At 36.9% G+C, this 24405-nt stretch carries 19 protein-coding genes and 1 CRISPR repeat array; all 19 genes read right to left on the bottom strand.

From position 1 onward, the window contains the following. Window positions 1-515: 515 nt before the first annotated feature. Entirely contained in the window at window positions 516-1646 is a 1131-nt protein-coding gene (locus JZO71_RS11510) for an AI-2E family transporter (protein ID WP_206899788.1), read from the bottom strand. A gap of 314 nt (window positions 1647-1960) precedes the next feature. Beyond that, on the bottom strand, window positions 1961-3304 hold the full coding sequence (locus JZO71_RS11515) for a glycosyltransferase family 2 protein (RefSeq protein WP_206899790.1): 1344 nt from the start codon (window positions 3302-3304) through the stop codon (window positions 1961-1963). Beyond that, window positions 3301-3810 (bottom strand): cell division protein, encoded by a 510-nt coding sequence (locus tag JZO71_RS11520; RefSeq protein ID WP_206899792.1) that lies wholly within the window; start codon window positions 3808-3810, stop codon window positions 3301-3303. Before JZO71_RS11520 ends, JZO71_RS11515 begins: the two co-directional genes overlap by 4 nt. Before the next feature lie 553 nt (window positions 3811-4363). After that, window positions 4364-5686: a 2-hydroxycarboxylate transporter family protein gene (locus tag JZO71_RS11525; protein WP_206899793.1), complete on the bottom strand. Its 1323-nt coding sequence runs from the start codon at window positions 5684-5686 to the stop codon at window positions 4364-4366. Window positions 5687-5785: 99 nt separating this feature from the next. After that, entirely contained in the window at window positions 5786-7429 is a 1644-nt protein-coding gene (locus tag JZO71_RS11530) for a malolactic enzyme (protein ID WP_206899795.1), read from the bottom strand. Window positions 7430-7928: 499 nt separating this feature from the next. After that, a complete protein-coding gene (locus tag JZO71_RS11535) occupies window positions 7929-8882 on the bottom strand; it encodes a tRNA dihydrouridine synthase (RefSeq protein ID WP_206899797.1) in 954 nt (317 codons plus the stop codon). Between the two features lie 184 nt (window positions 8883-9066). Next, complete coding sequence (locus tag JZO71_RS11540; RefSeq protein ID WP_206899800.1) at window positions 9067-9798, bottom strand: hypothetical protein; 732 nt, start codon at window positions 9796-9798, stop codon at window positions 9067-9069. Window position 9799: 1 nt separating this feature from the next. Next, window positions 9800-10657: an ATP-binding cassette domain-containing protein gene (locus tag JZO71_RS11545; RefSeq protein WP_206899801.1), complete on the bottom strand. Its 858-nt coding sequence runs from the start codon at window positions 10655-10657 to the stop codon at window positions 9800-9802. Continuing rightward, window positions 10654-11022: a GntR family transcriptional regulator gene (locus JZO71_RS11550; RefSeq protein ID WP_206899803.1), complete on the bottom strand. Its 369-nt coding sequence runs from the start codon at window positions 11020-11022 to the stop codon at window positions 10654-10656. Before JZO71_RS11550 ends, JZO71_RS11545 begins: the two co-directional genes overlap by 4 nt. A 120-nt stretch (window positions 11023-11142) precedes the next feature. Then, window positions 11143-12081 (bottom strand): riboflavin biosynthesis protein RibF, encoded by a 939-nt coding sequence (gene ribF, locus JZO71_RS11555; protein ID WP_206899805.1) that lies wholly within the window; start codon window positions 12079-12081, stop codon window positions 11143-11145. 3 nt (window positions 12082-12084) lie between these two features. After that, the gene (gene truB, locus JZO71_RS11560) at window positions 12085-13008 is read right to left on the bottom strand and encodes a tRNA pseudouridine(55) synthase TruB (RefSeq protein ID WP_206899806.1); all 924 of its coding nucleotides are present in this window, start codon (window positions 13006-13008) and stop codon (window positions 12085-12087) included. Between the two features lie 343 nt (window positions 13009-13351). Continuing rightward, window positions 13352-13870 (bottom strand): hypothetical protein, encoded by a 519-nt coding sequence (locus JZO71_RS11565; RefSeq protein ID WP_206899808.1) that lies wholly within the window; start codon window positions 13868-13870, stop codon window positions 13352-13354. Window positions 13871-14047: 177 nt separating this feature from the next. After that, window positions 14048-14479: direct repeats of the CRISPR family, unit length 36 nt; unit sequence GTTTTGGAAGCATTCAAAACAGCATAGCTCTAAAAC. A 223-nt stretch (window positions 14480-14702) separates the two neighbouring features. Continuing rightward, the gene (gene rbfA / locus JZO71_RS11570; RefSeq protein ID WP_067484229.1) at window positions 14703-15050 is read right to left on the bottom strand and encodes a 30S ribosome-binding factor RbfA; all 348 of its coding nucleotides are present in this window, start codon (window positions 15048-15050) and stop codon (window positions 14703-14705) included. Between the two features lie 25 nt (window positions 15051-15075). Beyond that, the gene (gene infB, locus JZO71_RS11575; RefSeq protein ID WP_206899811.1) at window positions 15076-17322 is read right to left on the bottom strand and encodes a translation initiation factor IF-2; all 2247 of its coding nucleotides are present in this window, start codon (window positions 17320-17322) and stop codon (window positions 15076-15078) included. Between the two features lie 12 nt (window positions 17323-17334). After that, window positions 17335-17646 (bottom strand): YlxQ-related RNA-binding protein, encoded by a 312-nt coding sequence (locus JZO71_RS11580; RefSeq protein WP_206899813.1) that lies wholly within the window; start codon window positions 17644-17646, stop codon window positions 17335-17337. Further along, entirely contained in the window at window positions 17643-17936 is a 294-nt protein-coding gene (gene rnpM / locus JZO71_RS11585) for an RNase P modulator RnpM (protein WP_067484224.1), read from the bottom strand. Before rnpM ends, JZO71_RS11580 begins: the two co-directional genes overlap by 4 nt. A 19-nt stretch (window positions 17937-17955) precedes the next feature. Continuing rightward, window positions 17956-19152, bottom strand: a complete 1197-nt coding sequence (gene nusA, locus JZO71_RS11590) for a transcription termination factor NusA (protein ID WP_206899816.1) — start codon at window positions 19150-19152, stop codon at window positions 17956-17958. Between the two features lie 21 nt (window positions 19153-19173). After that, window positions 19174-19647 carry a ribosome maturation factor RimP gene (gene rimP, locus JZO71_RS11595; protein WP_067484222.1) on the bottom strand — a complete coding sequence of 158 codons (474 nt, stop codon included), beginning with the start codon at window positions 19645-19647 and terminating at the stop codon, window positions 19174-19176. A 303-nt stretch (window positions 19648-19950) separates the two neighbouring features. Further along, on the bottom strand, window positions 19951-24303 hold the full coding sequence (locus tag JZO71_RS11600) for a PolC-type DNA polymerase III (RefSeq protein ID WP_206899818.1): 4353 nt from the start codon (window positions 24301-24303) through the stop codon (window positions 19951-19953). Window positions 24304-24405: the final 102 nt, after the last annotated feature.

The raw sequence follows: 24405 nt of genomic DNA on the forward strand, positions 1-24405 counted from the left end.
TATAAAGTGGGTTGGGCTTTTATAAATCAGGAACATATCAATCGATTTTTTATTTATCCAATCCCACTAATTTTCGCAGTGGCATTTTCGGATAAATCAGCGATACTTTTATTCTATTTTTTATGATCTTTTGCACTTGTTCTTTTTCAGTCATGTAATTTCTCCAGTTTTTTTAATAAATGGTCGAGTAGTTCTCACATCTACTCGACCAAAACCTTCACTTAATATCATGAAAATCGACTTCATTTCTTTTTTAACTTTCAAAAAGAAACAATACCGATAATCGCTCTAACAATACTCAACAATGCCCAAAATATCTTTTTTATTGAAAGTACAATGTTAAACATACTGCTTAATAGACCACTTACTCCGATGCCTACTTTAGCTAAAATTTGTCTTTCCATGATTGAATCAACGATATTACTAAGCTTAGTATTTTTTATTTTTCCCTTCTTCATCATAGAAACTAATTCTAATTGAAAAATCCATGTTTTTTGTACGTAGCAGAAAATACGTCATCTTTTTGACTTTTCGCCGTCAATGATTTGATCGGATGTCGATTCAAATTTTTTTAGCAGGTAGATTTTTCTAATATTCAAGATTAATGTTTTCATCACTCCGTAAACAGGAATACAAATCAACATTCCCATGATACCAGCAACACTTCCAGCACCTATCAAAACTAAAATAATCGTTAAAGGATGAATATTCATCGTTTTACCAAATAATAATGGTTTGATAAGATTCCCATCTAGTTGCTGAATAATTAAGATTGCAAGCGCTACATATAATGCTTGCCACGGGGAAACAAACAAGGCAACAAGCACTGCTGGAATCGCACCAATAAATGGACCAACATATGGGATAATATTAGTGATCCCGCAAATAACAGCCAATAATAAAGCATAAGGCTGATTGATCAGAACCATTGCGATGAAACTCAACACACCAATAATGACTGCATCGAGCATTGTACTACTAATATAAGCTGACAAAGTTTCATTCAATTCTTTGACTGTTTGCCTTAATTCCCCACGAATACTCTGTGGGAAAAAATGAGATAAGGCATCAATAAACTTATGATCGTCTTTAAACATGAACAGCAAGATGAATGGTACTGTAAATAACAGAATAAAAAATTGCATCATAAATGAAATCAATTTTGAGACACTACTTGTCAAACTAACCAAAATAAGATTGAAGATATTACTAAGAGATAGATTGGCAGTAGCGAACTGTTCTTCGAGATTGATTCCTTTAAACTCTTCTCGCTGACTTAACTCATTTAGCCATTGACTGGTTTCTTCCGCATATAAAGGAAGATTTTTCGTTAATTGAATCGTTTGTTCTACTAGTTGCGGGATGACATTCATAATCGCTAAAACGACTAATATTATTAGAAAAATCAATGTAAATAAATAACCGTAAACTCTAGATACACGATGTTTTTCTAAAAATAAGACAACTGGATTAAACATATAGTAAAAAAAACCTGCGACAATTAAGGGTAATAAAATTGCCGAGACCATGTTTAAAACTGGTTTAAATACATTAGGCATCTGGAGAATAAAAAAGACACCGATAATTGTTAGCACTATTTCGACTGTCCAAAATAATAACTTTGACTCTCTAAATTTTCCTTGCATATCTTTCCTCCAACATATGATACCTATATTTTATCATTCTAAGTAAATTAAAGCGCTATTTTAATAGTAAAATAATCATTTTCCTTTTTAACAAGCAAAAAACAAATGTCTGTTTCCCATCTTTCCTTTGAAATAACCAATTGCTTGAATTTGAAAAGGAAACTCGCTGTTCTCTAGTTTTTTTAGTTTACATAATTTATTTACTGCCCTTATTACTCGATAAAAAAAGCAACACAAGCAATCCTATTGAAGGATCACATGTGTTGCTTTTGGTCTATTCTTCATTCGTAATTTCATAAACACAAGTATCAGCTTTATCTATCCATCTCATCGGTTGAATCTTTTTTTGAAGGAGGTGGACCTTTTCGCTCTGGACTCTTCCACGTGCCTGAACCTAAACCTAGAATTGTTTTGATTGCTGGAATAAAGGTGGTCACAATGGTCAGAGCATTTATCATCCAATAAAGCAACATATATAATGGTGCAAAAAATAAATACTTGAATTTTCTTCCTCGGTCATCCAAGATGAGTGAGGCGCCCAATTGAAAAATTCCTGAGATCATTTCAAAGCAGACAAAAAGGAAAGATAAAGTGAGCATGTGATAGATTCCTTCCGTGTTCCCCTCCAAAATAAATTTGAATAAACTCCATAAAAAAATAAAACTAGAAATCCAAAAGAAAAATGACCAAATGATACTGAAAGTTTGGTCAATGAACATGACCGTGTGTCCAATATTTCTAAATGGATGCAACATTATTTTTTTGAAATTCGTCAACCAAACTTCTGTTCCACCTTTAGCCCAGCGTTTCCTTTGGCGATAAAGCATTCTCAAAGATTCCGGAACCTCCATAAAAAACATGATTTGTGGAGCAAAAAGGGAAAGCCATCCATCCATTTGATGGTCCCAAGCGATACTAATATCTTCCGTTGCTCGGTCTTGCCTGAATAATCCAACATCGATCAATGCGTCTTTTCGATACATCGTATTTGCCCCGCTGTAAGCATAGATACTTCCTAATACACCAATTTGTGTCCGTTTTATGATTCCCACAATGCTAGAAAATTCGACTGTCTGTGACTTTGCAATCAATTTCGTTCTATTTTGCACATCCATATTGGCTGTAACTGCAGAAATATTTGTCGAATCTTGGCGAAGAAAATAGTTGACATACATATTCAAAGAATCAGGTTCTGGCACTGTATCTGCATCATTACTCAGAATCAATTTTCCTTTTGCAAATCCCATACCGATATTGAAAGCATGTGCTTTCCCCTTGTTCTTTTCAATTCGGATCACCCGTAGCTTGGGATATTTTTTTTGTAGCCGAGCTAAGATTTCAGGTGTACTGTCAGTAGAACCATCGTCTGTTACCAATACTTCATAATGTTCATAGTTTATTTTGGTCATTAAGTATTCTATTGTATTTTCAATCACGATTTCTTCATTGTGAGCAGGAACCATGATCGTAATGAATGGCTCGACCTCTATCGGGATATCGTCCCACTCTTTTTGTTTATATTTAAAAAGAAAGGTATAACACAACACACCGATAAACCAAGAAAAACCGCCAATAATTGGGTACGTAACTAGAACCAAAAACAGGATTGTTAAAAGAATATCGAATACATAATTACCAGTTTGAAAAAAAGTCATCATAGCTCCACACCACCTTTCTTATAAAGGTTGCGTACAAAATCTGTATCTAAGTTTTGTTCTTCCTGTACGGAATAACTACACACTTCTTTGCGAACTTCTTCAGGTCCAAACCGTTCATTAAATGCTTTGCTTAGTAACTGCCGTCTTTTCTCTAAACGATCTTCGTCATATTGGACCTTTTTTTGCAAAAAATTTTTAAAGTGAAAATTATTTCGTAGGGTCAATCCAATGTAAAATATAGCAATTACAATAAACATGATACTTAAGAAAACAACTAAAAATTTTAAAGTCTGTAACTCATCTTTATAAACAACTAAATGATTCTTCCATGCTTTTTCGGGGAAAATAAACGGTAGTAATAACCAAACGAAAGGTAGTATCACACAAATCCAACCAATAATGGCTACTACCGTTTGTAAAAGTTTTAGCGCATAGTTCTTTTTCTCAAAATATGCATCGGAGACTAGTAATTGTTCTACTTCCTCACGGGTAATTTTAGGTTTCATCTCTTTGCCTCCTTGTATATTAAAAAAATATTAAGTATTTATTATAATTTTGCCGTTTTTTCAAATGTTTTACAAATAATTCACCTTCCACAATTGAAAATTTGATTGATTTCTACTTAAAAACAACGATCTCTCGAAAAAATTTCTTACTTTTGGAGAGACAAGCGACGATGTATTTAATTAAATGGTTTCAATTTTCTGCGTGTTTGTTCATGTAATCAAAAGATTATTCTATCACTTCTTCATTTGGTCTTCAATGCTTTGTTGACTTTCCTTTCATTGAATATTCTTCCCAGATTTATTGTCACTGTTCATTGGTTTGATAAATATGTAGTTGGTAACTTGAATGACCATCGCTTAAAGCAAGAAATGAAACGACTAGCGATAGTTAGCCGTTTATGCGTAAGAGGCTAGTAGATAGCGCTGTACCAAACAGCCATTTAATGCCCTTCGTGTTTTCTAATTCATCTCTACTTTGCCGGATTTTATTCATTTAAGTAGATAAAAAAACTTGCGGATCATGTGAATAACAACATGATCCGCAAGTTTTTTCTTATGAAAGCAACTGCATTAAAAATCCTGAGATAATCAAGACAATTGCTCCACCTAAACGATTCCCCATTTGAGCAAATGCAATGAGTTCCATTCGATTCGCAGCAGAAAGTACTGCAACATTACCGGTGCCGCCCATTGAATTATTACATAGACCAGCTGTGATGGAAGACTCGATTGGATAAAGACCAAATAATCGACCAACAAAGCCAGATACTACAGAAATAACAATGACACTTGTTAAACAAAGTACCACAAACTGCCAAGTTAATGCAGAGGCTAATACATTTAAATTCAAAAGCGCAATCCCGATACCAGCAAGAACAGCCGCAGTCAAGTTTTTCACAATTAAGTTATTAAACATAATAGCTGCATCTTCATAATATTCAGGCAAGATATTCGTAATTTTACAAATGACAACGATAATGATCATAAACGCATACGCATGAACTTTTGGAACAAAGTAATTACAAATTTGGCCAAGAATGAAAAAGGTGATTGAAACCATCAATCCTACACCCAATTGAGAAATATTTGGTTTCACTGTACGAGGTTTCCCATCGCCAAGCTCACCTTTTTCCATTAGTTTTCCATTTCCGTTGATTTTAGGCATTGATTGTCCAGCACGTGCCACCAAAGCTGCACCGATAATGGCTAACACATTGGTCATTGCTGTTGCCGGAATCAAACGAGAAATAATTGCCGAAGCATCCGTCCCCAAAACATTGGCATAAATGCTGGATAACGGCACAGCACCAGCACCAACTCCGCCAGCCATTGCAGGGAGCGAAACATACAATACTGAATCAGCAAAGCCATTGCCAATCAACATTCCTACTAAGCCCACTGCAAAAAAGGAAGCGACCATTGAAATCAATGCCACTGGAATAAAACGTACAGAAGCTTTCATTAGTAAATTACGATTCATTCCTAAAATGCTCCCTGTAATCAATGCAGCAATATAAAAATCTAAAAAGCCCATATTATTGATGAAATTCTCCGTTGCATGGACTACATACTCAGGTAAAATACCAAAAGTTGCGATAGCTGCTGATGCAAAAATGGCAAAAACAGAACCACCACCAAGATAACTTTTTACAATTGGAAGTTTGGAACCAATGAAATGGAATAAATTTCCTAAAATAACTAATACAGCAATTGGACCAATCATGTTCGTCGGTAATTTCCCTAACGCCATTGCGACGATCAATACGACCACCATGATTAAATACAAGAGCAAACTGATACCACTAATTTTTGTTGACCAAATACTGGTCTTTTTTTCGTCTTCAACCGCTGAAACAGCTGTTGCTTTTTGTACCATACTTACAGATCCTTTCTCCTTTAGCAATATGTAAGAAAAACAGAGCAGCTTCGATGAACTACCCGCTTTTCTTACAATCTTGCACACAACTACTTCTAATTATTCTGCTACTAATTCTGTGTACTCTGGTACCCATTTAGCATCTGTAACAGCGGCTTTGATGTCTGTGATTTCTTCACGGTTTAACTCTTGTTCCACCACTGATTTGGCAACCGTTTCTGCAATGATTTGAGAAAATTCTGTAATTTTTGCAACAGGAGGTAAAATTGATGCTCCTGGTTGGGTCACATCAACGATTCCACCCAAAGCACGACTAGCTTGAGAAATAATTTCTGCATTCACACGTGTTGCAGTTGAAGCAATCAAACCTAGTCCAAGCCCTGGATACATCAATGCGTTGTTTGCTTGACCAATTTGGTAAGTGACACCTTGATAGTCAACATCCGCTGCGGGAATCCCAGTCCCTACTAAAGCTTTTCCATCTGTCCAAGTAATTAAATCCTGCGCTTTTGCTTCAGCAAGTTTTGTTGGATTTGACAAAGGCATAATAATCGGGCGTTCTGTATGGGCAGCCATTTCTTTAACGATTTCTTCAGTAAAGGCTCCCGGTTGTGTTGATGTACCAATCATAATTGTTGGGTGGATTGCTTTTACCACTGCAGTTAAATTAGTCAATTCTGCTGCATTTTCAAATTCGTCACGAGTTCGTGCAAAAGGAATTTGGCCTGGCGTTAGTCCTTCTGTGTCTGTAAATAGTAAACCTTGTTTGTCCACTTGGTAAAAATGGTTGCGTGCTTCTTCTTCTGGAACACCTTGACGAATCATTTCATCTAAAAGAATATTTGCAATCCCAACACCAGCAGTTCCGGCACCAAATGTTAAAATCGTTTGGTCTTTCAGTGCTTCACCAGAAATATTCAAACCACCTAAGACACCAGCTAAAACAACAATCCCTGTTCCTTGGATATCATCATTGAATGTAGTGATTTGGTCTTGATATTTTTCTAAAATAGTAGCTGCATTTCCACGACCAAAATCTTCCCAATGTAATAATAATTCAGGAAATAAATCAGTTGCCGCACTTACAAATTGATCAACAAATTGATAATAAGTTTCCCCTTCGATACGTTCATGACGATTACCTAAATATAATGGATCATTTAGTAATTCTTGGTTGTTTGTTCCTGCATCAATGGACACTGGCAATACTTGTGCCGGATTGATGCCAGCGGCTGCAGTATAAACCATTAATTTTCCAATCGCAATATCCACACCATTGACGCCCCAATCACCCATGCCTAAAATTCCTTCTGCATCAGTCACAACGATTAGACGAATATCTCGACCATCAGCAGCATTTTTTAGACTTGCTTTTATACTTTCTGGATCATCAATTGAAAGAAAAGCTGCGTCTTGTGGTTTCAAGAAAATTTCATTATATTGTTCAATTGAGTCAGCGACTACTGGATCATAAACAACTGGCATAAACTCAACTAAATGTTCACCCATCAATTTGTAGAAAAGTGTACGATTTGTATTAAATAAGTTCATTAAGAAAATTCGTTTTTCTAAATCAGATGGTTTGCTTAAATATTGACCATAAGCTTGAACTGATTGTTGTTCTAATGTTTGTACTGTACTAGGAAGCATCCCTGTAAGACCAAATTTTGCGCGCTCTTCTTTCGTAAATGCTGTTCCTTTGTTTAAAAATGGATTGTTCAATAAATTTAATCCTGTAAGCATAAAAAATTCCTCCTAAGTTTTACTACATGCGAAAGTATAGTCGTCGCTTTTAGCTATAGTCAAAACCAAGGGTCACGATAAATTTTATTTATATGTAGAGATAAAAAAAGTATGGCAAGTCCATGCCATACTTCTGTCGCTAACAGACATCTTTCAGTTAGGTGATTGATTCAAAAATAAGTTGGGCAACTTTAAAAATAGGGAATACTATTTTTGAAGTTTTTCTTTTTTCGAAGCTGATTGCTTTGAGCCACAACCATTATTCACGGTGTTCCCAAAGCAACTCCTCCATATAGCTTACAGTCACTTCAAAATATGAAGAGCTATTTTGAGTGCTTGCTCGCTATCTTGTCGGAGCTGACCGCTTTGTGCCACAACCTTATTCACGGTGTTCCCAAAGCAACTCCTCCATATAGCTTACAGTCACTTCAAAATATGAAGAGCTATTTTGAGTGCTTGCTCGCTATCTTGTCGGAGCTGACCGCTTTGTGCCACAACCTTATTCAAAATCTTCAAGTATTTCTCGAACCTCATCCGTCGTCTTCGTATTCATCAATTGCATACGTAAATCACTAGCACCTGGAAATCCTTTCACATATATCTTAAAGAAACGATGCAAGCCAACTATCGAACGCGGAACCAATTCCGCATATTGATCTTGCAAATCTAGTTGTAAATGCAATAAATCAAGTAGTTCTTTTGAAGAGTGTTCTTTAGGTTCTTTTTCAAAAGCATATGGGTTTTTGAAAATCCCCCGGCCAATCATCACCCCGTCTACGCCATATTCTTCAGCTAATCGGAGCCCAGTCTGTCGGTCAGGAATATCTCCGTTAATCGTAATCAATGTTTGTGGCGCCACTCGATCTCGAATGGCTAACACTTGAGGAATCAAATCCCAGTGTGCATCCACTTTACTCATTTCGTCGCGCGTTCTTAAGTGAATTGACAGATTCGCAATATCTTGTGCTAAGACATGTGATAACCATTTGTCCATTTCTGCGATATCTTTATACCCGAGTCTTGTTTTCACACTGACAGGAAGTCCGCCTGCTTTTGCAGCTTCAATTAGCTCTGCCGCAACTTCAGGACGTAAAATCAATCCGCTCCCTTTCCCATGACCAGCCACATTAGGAACAGGACAGCCCATATTCAAATCAATTCCCTTAAAGCCCATTTCTGCCAAGCCAAGACTCATCTCACGGAAAAATTCTGGTTTATCTCCCCAAATATGGGCCACCATTGGCTGCTCATCTTCAGTAAAAGTCAAACGTCCTCGAACACTTTGTCTACCATCTGGATGGCAATAACTGTCCGAATTAGTAAATTCTGTAAAGAAGACATCTGGTGCGCCTGCCGCTTGAACAACATGGCGAAAAACAACATCTGTCACATCTTCCATTGGTGCTAAAATAAAAAAGGGCTTTGGTAATTCTGCCCAAAAATTATTCATCATTATTTATCTCCGTTCTCTCTTCATTCCAATTCAAAAAAACATGCTTATTATACTAGGATTTTGAAAAAGAAGCAAAGGGAAGAACTTTCAGTTATTTTTCTTATTATAGTTATCCAAATCTTTTCCAAACAAAAAGTTGAGCAAAATAAGAGGATATTTTACTCAATCTTTCTTTTCATTATATTTAAGCATTCACACGTTTGATTTCTCGATGATGATTGAGTAAATAAGCCAATCCAGAATTGACAAGAACCAATACCGTTAACGTCGTGACAAGTGGGGCTATCGCTAATCCATTTGTAGAATAACCGATAATTCTTTGGATAAAATGGAAAAAGTATGCACGAGCTACCTCACCGCCAAGTTGGATACCCATTGCTAAAACAACTGGGATAATCAGCAACAAAACAAGGAAAATCAATTTCTTTAAGCCGGTGAAACGGTCATTGAAGATCCCCGCTAAGAAGCCTAGTGAGCTTGCCAACATTAATAAAACAAACAAGACGAACCAATTGAGGAAAAAGCCATCATTCGTATATTGATTGATCAGAGTCAAAGATAATCGGAAATCAGGACGAACTGTTTGATCAAGAAACTTAACTAGTAAACAAAGAATTCCCGAATAAATAAAAGCTAAAATCATATTACTGATCAAATTAATAATAAAAATCGTCTTACGAGAGAAACCGTTTTGAATAAATAATTTAAAATCAGTATTATTACCAATAAAAGCTAAAATGAACATATAAATCAGTGAAGGAAAAAGAGCATCTGATTGAATAACTTCTGTAGAATTTGCCATGAATATCCCAATTAACGGGAATAAGACGCCGAATAAAAGATAAAAGGCAAAGAAAATAGCCAACGATTGTGCTTGATAAAGTAAACGATAAGTAATAGCTGTTTTTATTCTCATGTTAATGTCCTCTCTTTCGATTCGTTAAGTGCACAAAATAATCTTGTAAACTTAATGGTGCTACCTCAATATTTTCAGGAAGTTCTTTGGATACAGGACTATTGACATAAGCAGTCATTGATTTACCCAAGTTTTCTTCACCGATCACTTTTTTTCCTTGGATAAAGTTCAACACTTCCTCTCTTGGCCCAGTAATAACTTTTCCTTCGCTCAGCAACTCTTCGACTGAATCTGTCCGAATCACTTTTCCACGATCTAAAATAATGACCTCTTCCAACAAATTAGTGATCTCTTCAATCAAGTGAGTAGAGATGATAAATGTGCGTACCCGTGTTTCATACGTATCAAGCAAGTAATCATAAAACAATTCTCGATGATTCGCATCTAATCCTAATACTGGTTCATCCAAAAATACATAGTCACAAGGAACGGCTAATGCCATGATTAGCTTTGTAATACTTCGATAACCAGTGGACAATTTCCGGAATTTTTGTTTCAAATCTAATTCAAAATCTTCAGCCATTTTGTTAGCTAAATCCCAGTCAAAATCGCCATAAAATCCTTCTGTTAATTTAAATAATTTTTTTATTTTTAATTGAGGTGGAAACAAGTTGTCTTCACTCATCAAATACAACTGAGTCAATTGGGCCTCATTTTCAGTCACAAGTTTTCCATCTAGAACAACCTGACCTTTGGAAGCGAAGCTACGATTATTGATGATATTTAATAGTGTGCTTTTTCCTGCTCCGTTACGCCCTAGTAAACCATAAATTTTTCCTTGTTCAAAAGTCAAAGAGATATCCTTCAAGATTACTTTTTCACGATATTGTTTTTCAACTGCTGCTATAGTTAGACTCATAACTGATACCCTCTTTCTATCAATTCTTTCAACTGTTCCATCGTAATCCCTAATTTTTTTGCATCTGAAATCAAGTTTAAGACCTCTTTATTTAGGAACTCTTCTTTTCGAAATTTTTTAATCTTTTCTTGTGCACCTGCTAAGACAAACATCCCGATACCTCGCTTCTTCTCAATCAATTCGGCATCTACCAATAGGTTCATCCCTTTTAAAACAGTTGCTGGATTGATTTGATATCCCTTTGAAATCTCTGTTGTTGAAGGAATCTGTTCACCTTCTTGATAAGAGCCATTCAAGATTCCCTCAATAATTTGATCTGCCACTTGCTGGAACAACGGCCGTTCTCCTGAATAATTGAATTTCATTTCTTCACCCCAGTCTTCTTGTTAGTTACTCATGTAGTTAACTATATATCCGATAACCCTCCTTGTCAACAAAAAAATAAACCTAGGACAGGCTTAATGTCCTAGGTTCTTAGCTTCTCTTTATTTTTTAAAATAGGTTGCTGTATCAGCTTCATCTTTTTTCAATTGCGTAATCAAATCATCCACATTCGTAAACTTTACTTGATCTCGCAAAAATTTATTCCAGCGAACAGCTACATGCTCGCCATAAATATCTTGACTAAAGTCTAAAATAAATAATTCAACAGTTAGCTCTCGCCCCTCACCAAATGTATCATTATGACCAATTGATCCCATTGCTGGATACCAGTTGTCACCAACCTTGATTTCAGAAACGTAGACACCTTCTCTAGGTAAATGAACCGTTCCTTTGACTTTTACATTTGCCGTTGGGAAACCTAACAAACGTCCCCGAGCGTCACCATGAACCACGACGCCTTCAATTTCGTAGACACTACCTAAAAGTTTGGTTACTTCTGTCACATCACCTGCGTCCAACAATTGACGAATACGTGTGGAACTGATTTTTTCACCAGCTTCAACCTCTTTTTGAACCGTTACGACCTCAAACCGATTGTTTGCATATTCAGGAAGATGTTCTACATCTGCAATATCTTTTGGTCCATACGTATAATCAAACCCAGAAACAGCATATTTAGCATGTAAACCAACAATGTATTGATCAACAAAATCTTGAGGTGCTAAATGTGCAAAAGCAGAAGTAAAATCAATTTCATATAAGAAATCCACACCGAGTGCAGCCATTTTTTCCTCTTTTTGTTCTAATGTAGTTAAATACTTAACACTTGCTGGGTCAATTTTTTTAAACACAATTGAAGGATGTTGGTTGAAAGTCATCAAAGCTAATTTCAAGCCTTCTTGATCAGCAATTTTCCGACCTGTTTCAATTACTTTTTGATGGCCTAAATGTACCCCGTCAAAAAAACCTAAGACAAGCACTACTTCCTCTGCGGGAATTTGTTTTTTTTGATAAGGGTGACGAATCTTGATAATTTCCATCAGTTATACCTCATTTCTTAACACTTTACTTGGTTTTAATTTATCTTTTTCCTTTGGATTAGGTTGATAGATGCTAACAACTTTATCTTGATAAAATAAAGCAATTTCTTGGTCCGGCATCGTTGACAAACCAAATACGTTGTAATCCAAACGCATGCCATTCTTAACTTTTTGCCAAACAGCTTCACTGATATCTACTCGTGGAAACTTCGCAACGCCCGCCTCTATCGGTAATAGATACTCAGAAATAGTCCCGTTTTCCATATATTCAGCTACCTGTGCCAAAGTGATTGCTTGTTTTTGATTCATTCCTGCGCTTGCTGTCCTTGTCAAGTCTGACATGTGAGCAGGAAATCCTAGTTTTTTCCCTGTATCAACAGCAAGTGTTCGCACATAAGTTCCTTTACCACAATCAACTTCAAAACGCCAAGATAATAACCCTTTTTCTTGATCCCAGTTTAATTCACTAGTGCGCTCAAAACGATAAATTTGAGCTTTTCTACTGGGACGTTCAACTATTTCATTATTACGTGCGTATTCGTAAAGTCGTTTGCCATTAACCTTCACCGCCGAATACATTGGCGGAATTTGCGTGATTTCCCCAATAAAAGAAGCCATGATTTGATCGATTTTTTCTTCTGAGATACGTTCTGTTACCGCTTGTTCTTCAACCACTTCACCAGACTTGTCTTCCGTTGTCGTACTGAATCCAAGCGTAATTTCGCCTTGGTAGGTTTTTCCAGAATCCGTTAAATATTCAATCACTTTTGTTGCTTTTCCAATACAGATTGGTAACACACCATCTACATCTGGATCTAGCGTTCCACCGTGCCCGATTTTTTTGGTATGTAATATTTTTCTTAATTTAAATACGCAGTCATGACTTGTCATCCCACGTTCTTTCCATAACGGTAATAGCCCTTCCATTTCTGCTCTCCATTTCTTTTTGATTCAACTGATTTATTATAACACAGCAAGAATGAATACTACATTTTTGAATCCAACTCCAACGATTTTTACATTTTGGATACACAAACGTAATAAAATTCATCGGGGTGTAAATAGAATCCGTGTTATTCTTTTTTTATACAAAAGGAGGGATCAGATGGAAAATATTTTCTTTGCACCCTTTGATTGGTTATATGGGTGGCTTTCAGGCAATTAAATATGTCTTCCCCAAGACAAACGAAGAGTTTTGAGCTTCGTGCAAAAAAACGGCAAGTCTCATTAGTTGAGAGACTTGCCGTTTTTAATTTCTCAAATTATTTTCTTAATATGGATTTCCACTAGGATCTGTTTCTTGTACTTCTCCTGTCGGTGACACTCGGAAAAAGGTTAATGTACCTGAACCGCCTTGTTCACTCATAGAAAGGCTATAAGCTTTGAAAAGATAATCGTCACCAATCATTTGCCAAAAGATAAAAGCAATATCTGAATCCTTATACTCAGGGTATTTTGCATAAATAGCATCTAGCGCTTGCTTTTGTTCTGGTGTAAACGCAGGTTCGCTCGATACGTTTGTTGTTGAATCTGGAACCGTGGTTGCTGATGTCTTTGTGTTTTGATCTGTTGAACTTGCTTGTGTTGTCGTCACAGTTGTGTTCGCTTCTTTGACACCTGTTGTCGTTTTTGAATCGCGTGTTGTCGTTTCAGAAGTAGTCATTGCTGTTGTTTCACTTGTTTGAACCATTGACTGTGAAGTTTCACTTGAAGTAGTTTGCTCATTTTTACCGCATGAAGCAAGAAGCAAAGTTAAACCAACCATACTTAACCCAATTATTTTTTTCATTATCGCCACATCCTTCTTACTTTTTTGAAAAGAAACCAGTTCAAAAAACACAAAAATTTCTGGAAAATCTTTTGTCTCACTCATCTCATTATAACAAAAAAACATTACTCGATACACGAGTAATGTTTTGGTTAGTTGTCTTTATCTATTTGGATAATGAAAAAAACTTTATAGCTTTAAAAGGTGGCATTCAAAACAGCATAGCTCTAAAACATAACGTGTTTGTAAAAGAAACAAAAGATGGTTTTGGAAGCATTCAAAACAGCATAGCTCTAAAACCAGTTATTAAAGACAGTATTTTTGAAGGCTGTTTTGGAAGCATTCAAAACAGCATAGCTCTAAAACGTAGACGTCTAGCTGTTGCATTGCCAAATTGTTTTGGAAGCATTCAAAACAGCATAGCTCTAAAACGCCCCGACAAGTATACTTTCCTCTTTATTCGTTTTGGAAGCATTCAAAACAGCATAGCTCTAAAACATTTAATGGAGAAAAAGTATTCACTTTTACGTTTTGGAAGCATTCAAAACAGCATAGCTCTAAAACGAAGCGCAGTTATAAAGCCTATTGTTTTTTGTTTTGGAAGCATTCAAAACAGCATAGCTCTAAAACCTCGGATTAAAATTTTTGAGGTTTTGTAATCGCGCTATTCGTTCATAGCAAAACTTCAGTTTGAATGCTCATCTAGCTTGGCTATTTTTATTTCAAAGACCGCATTTTTGTTTATTATAACATAGGAACTACTTGTTCAATAATTTTCCCAATAAACTTTTATTTTTTAATTCAAACAAAAAAGCATCCATACTTTCCTTGATAGGGATGGATGCTTTTTTTGTTAGTCCTTATTCAAATTACGCAACAGCTCATCGATGTGGTTACCATAACCAACAGACTCATCTAATTCAAAGATTAGCTCAGGTGTCTTGTAAATACTTAAGTTATGACCTAATTCACGACGGATTAGCCCACTTGCCTTACTCAAGCCTTCTTGCGCTTTTTTCTTATCTGAAGCAAGATCAGATAAGATACTGTAATAGATAGTTGCTTGTTGTAAATCACCTGTTACATGTACATCCGTGATCGTCACGTTTTCAACTCGAGGATCACGAACTTTTTTACGTAAAATGTCATTGACTTCTTTTAAAATTTCTTGACCGACTCGACGGTCACGATAGTTAGCCATAATGAGCGGCCTCCTTTATTTTTTATTAATCGTTTTTAACTTCTTCCATGATGAAGCCTTCAATGATGTCATCAACTTTAATGTCATTGAATTTTTCGATCATTGCGCCACATTCAAATCCCATTTTAACTTCTTTAACGTCATCTTTAAAACGTTTCAAGCTAGCTAATTGCCCTTCATAGATAACGATTCCGTCACGAATGACACGAACACCACTATCTCTGCGGATGAATCCTTCAGTCACATAAGCACCAGCAATCGTTCCAACTTTTGAAACTTTGAAGGTTTCACGAATGATCATTTGACCAGTGATTTTTTCTTCAAATTCAGGATCAAGCATCCCTTTCATCGCTGTTTCGATTTCTTCGATTGCTTTGTAAATGATGCGGTGTAAACGAATGTCTACTTCTTCTGAGTCAGCTTGGCTCTTCGCTTGTGGTGTAGGACGGACATTAAAGCCGATGATGATTGCATTACTTGCAGCAGCCAAGGTAACATCACTTTCATTGATTGCGCCAACAGCAGCATGCACGATTTTCACGCGAACGCCTTCGACATCAATTTTCTTCAATGAAGCAGCTAAAGCTTCTGCAGAACCTTGTACGTCAGCTTTGATAATAACATTAACTTCTTTCAATTCGCCTTCTTTAAGACTTTCAAACAAGTTATCTAAGGTTACGCGGCTTGTAGCAGCACGGTGCTCAACAACTGCACGTTTTGCGCGTTCTTCACCAGCTGCACGAGCTGTTTTTTCATCTTCAAATACAACAAAGTGATCCCCAGCTTGTGGTACATCATTCAATCCAGTGATTTCAACTGGAGTTGCTGGACCTGCATCTTTTTCACGTCGACCTAAGTCATTGACCATCACACGAACACGTCCATAAGTATTTCCGACAACGATTGGGTCTCCTACATGTAATGTTCCTTGCTGAACAAGTAAAGTAGAGATTGGTCCCTTACCTTTATCTAAACGTGCTTCGATAACTGTACCAATTGCGCGTTGTGTTGGGTCAGCTTTCAAGTCTTCTACTTCAGAAACTAATAGAACCATTTCTAGTAATTCTTCGATATTTTGACCAAATTTTGCTGAGATTTCAACAAAGATTGTGTCTCCACCCCATGCTTCAGGAATAAGTTCATATTCACTTAATTCTTGCATAACGTGTTGTGGGTTTGCACCTGGTTTATCGATTTTGTTGACAGCAACGATGATTGGCACATTTGCAGCTTTCGCATGGTTGATAGCTTCAACCGTTTGTGGCATTACACCATCATCAGCAGCAACAACCAAGATTGTAATGTCTGTGATACTTGCTCCACGAGCACGCATACTTGTAAAGGCCGCGTGACCTGGTGTATCCAAGAAAGTGATTGGTTTACCGTCAATATCAATTTGATAAGCACCGATATGCTGAGTGATTCCGCCTGCTTCATCATTCGTTACACGTGAGTGACGCAAAGTATCTAATAATGTTGTTTTACCATGGTCAACGTGTCCCATAATTGTGACAACTGGTGGACGTGAAACTAGATTTTCTTCATTCAATTCTTCTGGTTCAAAGAATTTATCTAAATCGGCAATATCCACTTGTACTTTTTCTTGTGGTTCCATACCATAATCTGTTGCTAATAACTCGATTGTATCTTTATCAAGTGCTTGGTTTTGATTGACCATGACACCTAACATAAAGAGTTTTTTGATGATTTCCGCTGGTTCACGGTGAATTTTTTTCGCGATATCTGCAACGTTCATGCCTTCTGTATACTCTAGAACTTCTGGTAGTTCACGGAATTTACGTGGTGGCACAGCTGGTTTATTTGAAGTTTGTTGTTTCCCTTTTCTTCCTTTTTTGTTAAAACGATTGCGGTTATTGTTGTTGAATTTTCCGCGATTGTTATTGTTGTTACGATTTTGATTTCCGCCTTGACGGTTTTGGTTATTTTGGTTGGATGATTTGTTTTGTCCTTGATTCACTTGACCGCTCCCTTGACCGCGATCTTGATAGTTGCGGTTATTTTTATTTTTTTGTTGTGTTACATTTTTTGTGTTTTCTTGAGTTTTATCATTTGGCTTTTGATTGACGGGTTTCTGGTTTGGCTTTTGTACAACTGGGTTTTTGAAAGCTTGCTGCAATTTATTCTCATCTTCGCGATTTAAAGTTCCCATATGGTTCTTTACGTCGATCCCTAGTTTTTGGGCTTTTTCGACAATCACTTTACTTGACTGATTGAGCTCTTTTGCTAATTCATAGACTCTTTTTTTTCCCATGTAATCACCTTCCTAACCTTCAATTAGCTCCTTGATTTTTTTCGCAAACCCTGCATCTAAGACGCCGAAGACTTTTCGTGGTTTTCCAATCATTTGCGTAATTTCAGCTTCTGAAAATAGTTCAAAACAAGGAACTTTGTAATAGGAACTTTTGTCTTGGATCTTTTTTCTTGTGTTATCACTAGCATCAGTCGCAACAAACACTACCTTTGCCTTTTGGCGACGAATATCTGCAATGGTTAACTCTTCACCGGTTACTAACTTCCCAGCACGCATCGCAAGTCCTAGTAAATTCATGGCTTTTTGCCGATTTACTGTGTTCATTTTCCGAAAAGCTCTTTTCGCGCTTTTTGGTGCGTAACATAATCTAGTAATTCTTGATAAAATTCATCTGTTAGTTTTACATCGAGAACTCGATCGAGGATTTGCTTATCCCAAGCTTTTTGCACTTCTTCCGGCTCAATTGAGACATACGCTCCTCGTCCAGGCATTTTTCCAGTAGGATCAATTGAAACTTCTCCTTCTTTTGAACGGGTCACTCGAATCATTTCTTTTTTCGGTTTCATTTCACCCGAAACCACGGATTTGCGTAAAGGAATTTTCCTTTGTTTCATCTCGTTTGCCTCCTTACAATTAAGCTTCTTGATCTGTTGTCTCAGTTGTTTCAGTTTCTTCAAAAGCCATTGTTTCGTATTCATCAGCTGTTAGGTCTGATTCAACGATTGCTTCATCATGAAGCTCTTCAACTTCTTCTTCTACAACTGCTTCTTTTTGTGCTTGTTTTTCATAAAACTCAGCCATATCTGATTCAGATTTGATGTCGATTTTATGATTTGTTAATTTTGCAGCTAAGCGAGCGTTTTGTCCACGTTTACCGATTGCTAAAGATAATTGATAATCAGGTACAACCACTGTACAAGCTTTCGCATTTGTTTCGTCAAAAATGACATCCATTACTTGAGCTGGATTCAATGCATTCGCAATAAAAATTGCTGGATCTTCGTTCCATTCAACGATATCCATGTTTTCACCTTTTAGTTCGTTTACAATTGCTTGAACACGTTGGCCTTTAGGTCCTACACAAGTTCCAACAGCATCAATATTTGCATCGTTTGAACGAACAGCAACTTTTGAACGGTCGCCTGCTTCACGAGCAATACTTACAATTTCCACTAATCCATCGTAAACTTCAGGTACTTCTTGTTCAAATAAGCGACGTAATAAGTCTGGATGACTACGGCTTACAAAAACTTGAGGGCCTTTTGACGTGTTTTCAACACGTGAAACGTAGACTTTGATTCGGTCATGTGGTTGATAAAATTCGTTTGGCATTTGGTCTTGTTTAGACAAGACTGCTTCGATCTTACCTAAGTTCACATAGATATAACGTTTGTCCTGACGCTCAACGATTCCTTGCATAATGTCTTTTTCGTATTCGCTGAATTCGTTATAAATAATGGTTCTTTCAGCTTCACGAACACGTTGCAAAATCACTTGTTTTGCTGTTTGCGCAGCAATTCGACCAAAGTCTTTAGGCGTAACTTCAAAACGGATTGTATCACCTAATTCATACGCTGGATTAATCAAAAGTGCGTCTTTTAATGACACTTCTAATTGGGAATCCATTACTTCTTCTGTAACTTCTTTCACCGCATAAACATGGATGTTTCCTTTTTTCTGATCAAACTCTACTTCTACATTTTGGGCTTGTCCATAGTGACGTTTATAAGCAGAAACTAAAGCAGCTTCCAAAGCGTCGATCACGATTTCTTTTGAGATACCTTTTTCAGCTTCTAAAGCATCCAACGCGTTCAACATTTCTTTACTCATTATTTTGATTCCTCTCCGTAATTAAAATTGAATAGCTAAGCGAGCTTTCGCAATATTTTTACGTTCAATGGTTAATTCCTTTTCGCGTGTTTTTATGCGAATTTTTAACGTTAGTTGCTCAGCATCAAATGATTGAAGAAAACCCTCGTATTGTTTTTCTCCATCAACAGGTTGATATAAAGACACATGGACATAATCACCTAGTGCTTTTTCATAATCTGCTTCTTTTTTCAATGGACGTTCTGCTCCAGGAGATGACACCTCTAAGAAATAGGCTTGAGGAATCGGGTCTGGATCTGCAGCATCTAGCTTCTCACTTAATTTTTCACTGACATAGACACATTCATCGATGTCAATTCCGCCTTCTTTGTCAATGAATACTCGTAAAAACCAGTTTTTGCCTTCTTTTGTAAACTCTACTTCTACAAGTTCAAAATTTTGTTCATCTAAAATCGGGGTCACCATTTCTGTGACTGTTTCAACGACGCTACTCAAAAATTTCGCCTCCTTAAAATTGGCTACGTAATTCCATTAAAAAGAGTGAGCGAAAATTCCGCTCACTCACAATTAGTATCATTACCAATGAAAACTATATCACAAATTTCATAAAATGACAAGTTTACTGGTTATTTATTGCTGTCTTTGGCAACTCTATTCGTTTAAAATAAATACTTCCTAAATTTTTTTCTTGTTTTCATTCATTTTTATTTTTTTATAAAAATTGTTCTCGTAAAAATAAAAGGCACCAACGTTTAAACGTTGGTGCTTTTTATTTACTCTTTCGTTAAGAAAAATTGTTTATAGCATATCAAACAATGATAATTGATTTTCATCTGGCAGATCTTTTAATACACCATTGTCGTCCATATATTCAATCAATGTTTTAGAAACTTTTCCTCGCGTTGCTAAATCTTCTTTTGATAAGAACGGTCCATCTTTTCTTGCTTCCACGATTTGTTTTGCCACGTTGGTTCCCAAACTAGGAACTGCACGGAATGGTGCAATCAGCGTATCACCATCAATCACGAAATTTGTTGCATCTGATTTGTACAAGTCGATCATACCAAAATGATAGCCACGTTCTAGCATTTCATTCGCTAATTCGAGTACCGTTAACTGATTCTTTTCTTTCACCGAAGCTTCTAATCCTTTATCAGTGATTTCTTTCATCGCTTCTTTGACGGCTTCTTTTCCTTTACACATCGCAACTAAATTAAAATCATCCGCACGAACAGAAAAATAAGCACAGTAATAAAGAATTGGGAAATACACTTTAAAGTATGCTACCCGCAAGGCCATTAGCACATAGGCTGCCGCATGGGCTTTCGGGAACATGTATTTGATTTTTGAACAGGAGTCAATATACCAATCTGGCACGTTGTTTTCCTTCATTGCTGTCAAATACGTTTCTCTTAAATCATCAGGAATTTTTGTCCATAAACCTTTACGAACGGTTTCCATGATTTTAAATGCCATCCCACTATCTAAGCCAGCATGAATCAAATAAACCATGATGTCATCCCGACAACCGATTACTTCAGCCAAGGTTGCATCTCCACGTCGAATCAGTTCTTCCGCATTGCCTAACCAAACGTCCGTCCCATGAGATAGTCCAGAAATCTGTAACAATTCAGCAAATGTTGTTGGATGTGTTTCTTCAAGCATCCCACGTACAAAACGCGTGCCGAATTCGGGAATTCCTAAAGTACCCGTTTTTGAAAAAATCTGATCCTTATCAACTCCTAATACTTCTGGGCCAGCAAAAATTCGCATGACTTCCGGATCATCTGTCGGAATCGTTTGTGGATCGATTCCAGATAAATCTTGAAGCATCCGAATGACGGTCGGATCATCGTGTCCAAGTATATCAAGTTTCAATACGTTATCATGAATCGAGTGGAAATCAAAGTGAGTTGTCTTCCATTCAGAGTTCTGATCATCTGCAGGATATTGAATAGGTGTAAAGTCGTAAACGTCCATATAGTCAGGGATAACAATGATCCCCCCTGGATGCTGTCCAGTTGTTCGTTTCACACCAGTTGCACCCTTAGCTAAACGATCGACCTCAGCTCCACGAAATTGTAAATTGTGGTCGCGTTCATACCCTTTGACAAATCCGTAAGCCGTTTTGTCTGCAACAGTTCCAATGGTTCCAGCTCGATATACATATTCCTCACCAAATAAAACTTTCGTGTAGTTATGCGCCTCTGCTTGATAGTCCCCCGAGAAATTCAAATCAATATCGGGAACCTTGTCACCATGGAAACCCAGGAACGTTTCAAATGGAATATCGTGACCATCTTTATTTAAACGTGCGCCGCATTTTGGACATTTTTTTTCTGGCATATCAAAACCAGAACCATACGTGCCATCTTCAAAAAATTCCGAATACTGACAGTTAGGACAATAATAATGTGGCGCTAATGGATTAACCTCTGTGATCCCTGTCATTGTCGCTACAAAACTTGAGCCAACAGAGCCACGGGAACCAACTAAGTAACCATCCTCATTACTTTTATGCACGAGTTTTTGAGCAATCAAGTAAATAACCGAAAATCCATTGCCGTTGATTGAATTCAATTCTTTTTCCAAACGCTTTTGAATAATTTCTGGTAAAGGATCGCCGTACAATTCTTTCGCACGATTATAACTCAACTCGGTGATTTCATCTTCTGAACCAGGAATTTTTGGTGTATATAGTTCATCTTTAACAGGGACGATTTCTTCACAGCTATCCGCAATTTTATTGGTATTATCAACAACAATTTCTTTGGCAAGTTCTGCTCCTAAAAAGTTGAATGCCGTTAACATTTCATCCGTCGTTCTGAAGTGCACATCCGGCAAACTGTGACGGTTAAGCGGATTGGCTCCTCCCATCGAGTTGATTAAGATTTTTCGATAAATGCCATCTTCTTCATTTAAATAATGGACATCGCCCGTAGCAACAACAACCTTGTCTAACTTTTTACCAATATTTACTAGATTTCGAATGATTTCTTCTAAATCGTGTTCATTTTTCACTAATTCTTGTTCCAACAAAGGAGCATAAACTGCTTTTGGCATCACTTCGATATAATCATAAAACTTCGCACGATTTTCTGCTTCTTCGACCCCTTTTTGCATCATTGCTTCAAAAATTTCACCTTTATCACAAGCAGAACCAACTAAGAGATTTTCTCTAAATTTTTTCAGCTGTGAACGAGGAATTCGAGGAACCCGCTCAAAATAATTGATATTTGACATCGAAATCAACTTGAACAAATCTTTTAGACCAGCTTGATTCTTCGCTAAAAGCGTTGCGTGAAACGGTCTAGCTCGTTTATAAGAGTCCCCTTCACCGACATGATCATTTAGCTGATCGTGATAAAGCATCTCATGATTTTCCATTGCCTCTTTGACAAAAATCCAAGCTAAATGACCTGTTGCCTCCGCATCAAAAATGGCGCGGTGATGTTGTTCTAAGCTAACACCAAATTTTTTGGTCAATACACCCAAGCCAAAACGTTTAAATTGAGGATATAAATAACGTGCTAATTCTAATGTGTCAATCACAGGATTTTTTGCTTCTGGGATGCCATAACGAGCATAACTTGTATTTAAGAAACCCATGTCGAAGGTTGCATTGTGGGCAACTAAGATCGAGCCTTCAGAAAATTCAAGAAACATTCTTAAAACTTCTTCTTCAGATTTCGAGCCACGGACCATTTCATCTGTGATACCTGTTAAGTCTACCGTTGTTCTTGATAAACGATGACCAGGATCAATAAATTCATCAAAGCTTTCAATGACGTTTCCTTTATGCATCTTGACTGCAGCTAATTCAATAATCGTATCATAAACAGCTGATAGACCAGTCGTTTCCACGTCGAAAACCACATAAGTCGCATCATTCAATGAATCGTGTGCATCATTATAGGCAATTGGCACACCGTCATCAACAACGTTTGCCTCTACGCCATACAAAATCTTGACTCCAGCCTTTTTTCCAGCGCTATGTGCTTCAGGAAATGATTGAGCACCACCGTGATCTGTAATGGCAATTGCTTTATGGCCCCATTTACCTGCTTGCGCAACGAAATCAGAAATATTATTTGTCGCATCCATTGTACTCATGTTGCTATGAAGATGTAATTCGACTCGTTTTTCCCCTTCAGGAGCGTAGTCTTTACGTGGTGTGCGCTTGACTTCAACAATATCTTGAGCATTCATTACCAAATCACGCACAAATGTATCTTCTTGGATACTTCCTCGAACTTTTAGCCAACTTCCTTTGCTAATTGCATCGAAAACTTGTTCATCTTTTTCACCATTCGAAAACTTTTTGACAATGAAAGAAGAGGTATAGTCTGTGATTTTCAACGTCAATATTTTTCGTTTAGAACGTAGTTCACGAACCTCTTTATCAAATACATATCCCTCCAAAATAACACGGCGCTCTTCTTCAACGATGTCAATCATTGGTGTAACAGGATCATCAGTTGGAATATTGCGGCCAAGTTGAATTGGTCCCTCCAAAGCAGGTGCTTGCTCTTTCTTTTCTTTTTTCTTTTGTTCATGAACAAGTAGACTTTCAGCTGCTTGCTTCATGAATGCTTCTGCTTGCTCTTGCTTGCGTTCTTCAAAAAGTTCGAGCACACGAGCCGCTTGTTCTTCATCGACTTCCGGTTCGATATGGAATTTAGGAAACCCATAGTTAAGATAAAGTTCTTCTACCAAAGGTAAATATTGTTGTTTCAAATAAGAAATCGCACCCGTTTTGTCAACTGGCAGCACAATTTTTCTATCTTTTAAAATAGGAACTTGCGTCTTTAAGACTTGTTGGACTAAAGGAGTGTCACATTGTTGGCTTTCTAAAGCCTGTGCCCAATAGTCTTGCAACAACTGTTCATCAAACGATTGATCTTTCGCTTTGATTATTAATTTAACCTGTGCGATTTCGTTAAACGCGATTGTCAGATGTTGTAGGAATGAACGATACAGCATAATCGGTAATATTTGCGAAAAATGAAGCGTAAATTCCCATAGACGTGATTTACGATGTACGACAACACGTTCCATTTCGCCAGTAGAAATTAACGGATGATTTTTTTCTTCATCTTCTAGTTGAATTTGTTCTAATAGTTTTTCAAACAAATCTCGTTTTTCTGACAAAAAAATACGCCCTTTCTAGTTTATTTGTTTTGAGACAAATAAATTTTTTCAATACTATTTAGTATACTCGTTTTTCTTTTGATTTACATTAAAAAATTCGAG

It is taken from the genome of Candidatus Enterococcus courvalinii (genome assembly GCF_017315945.1).
Taxonomy (GTDB): domain Bacteria; phylum Bacillota; class Bacilli; order Lactobacillales; family Enterococcaceae; genus Enterococcus_B; species Enterococcus_B courvalinii.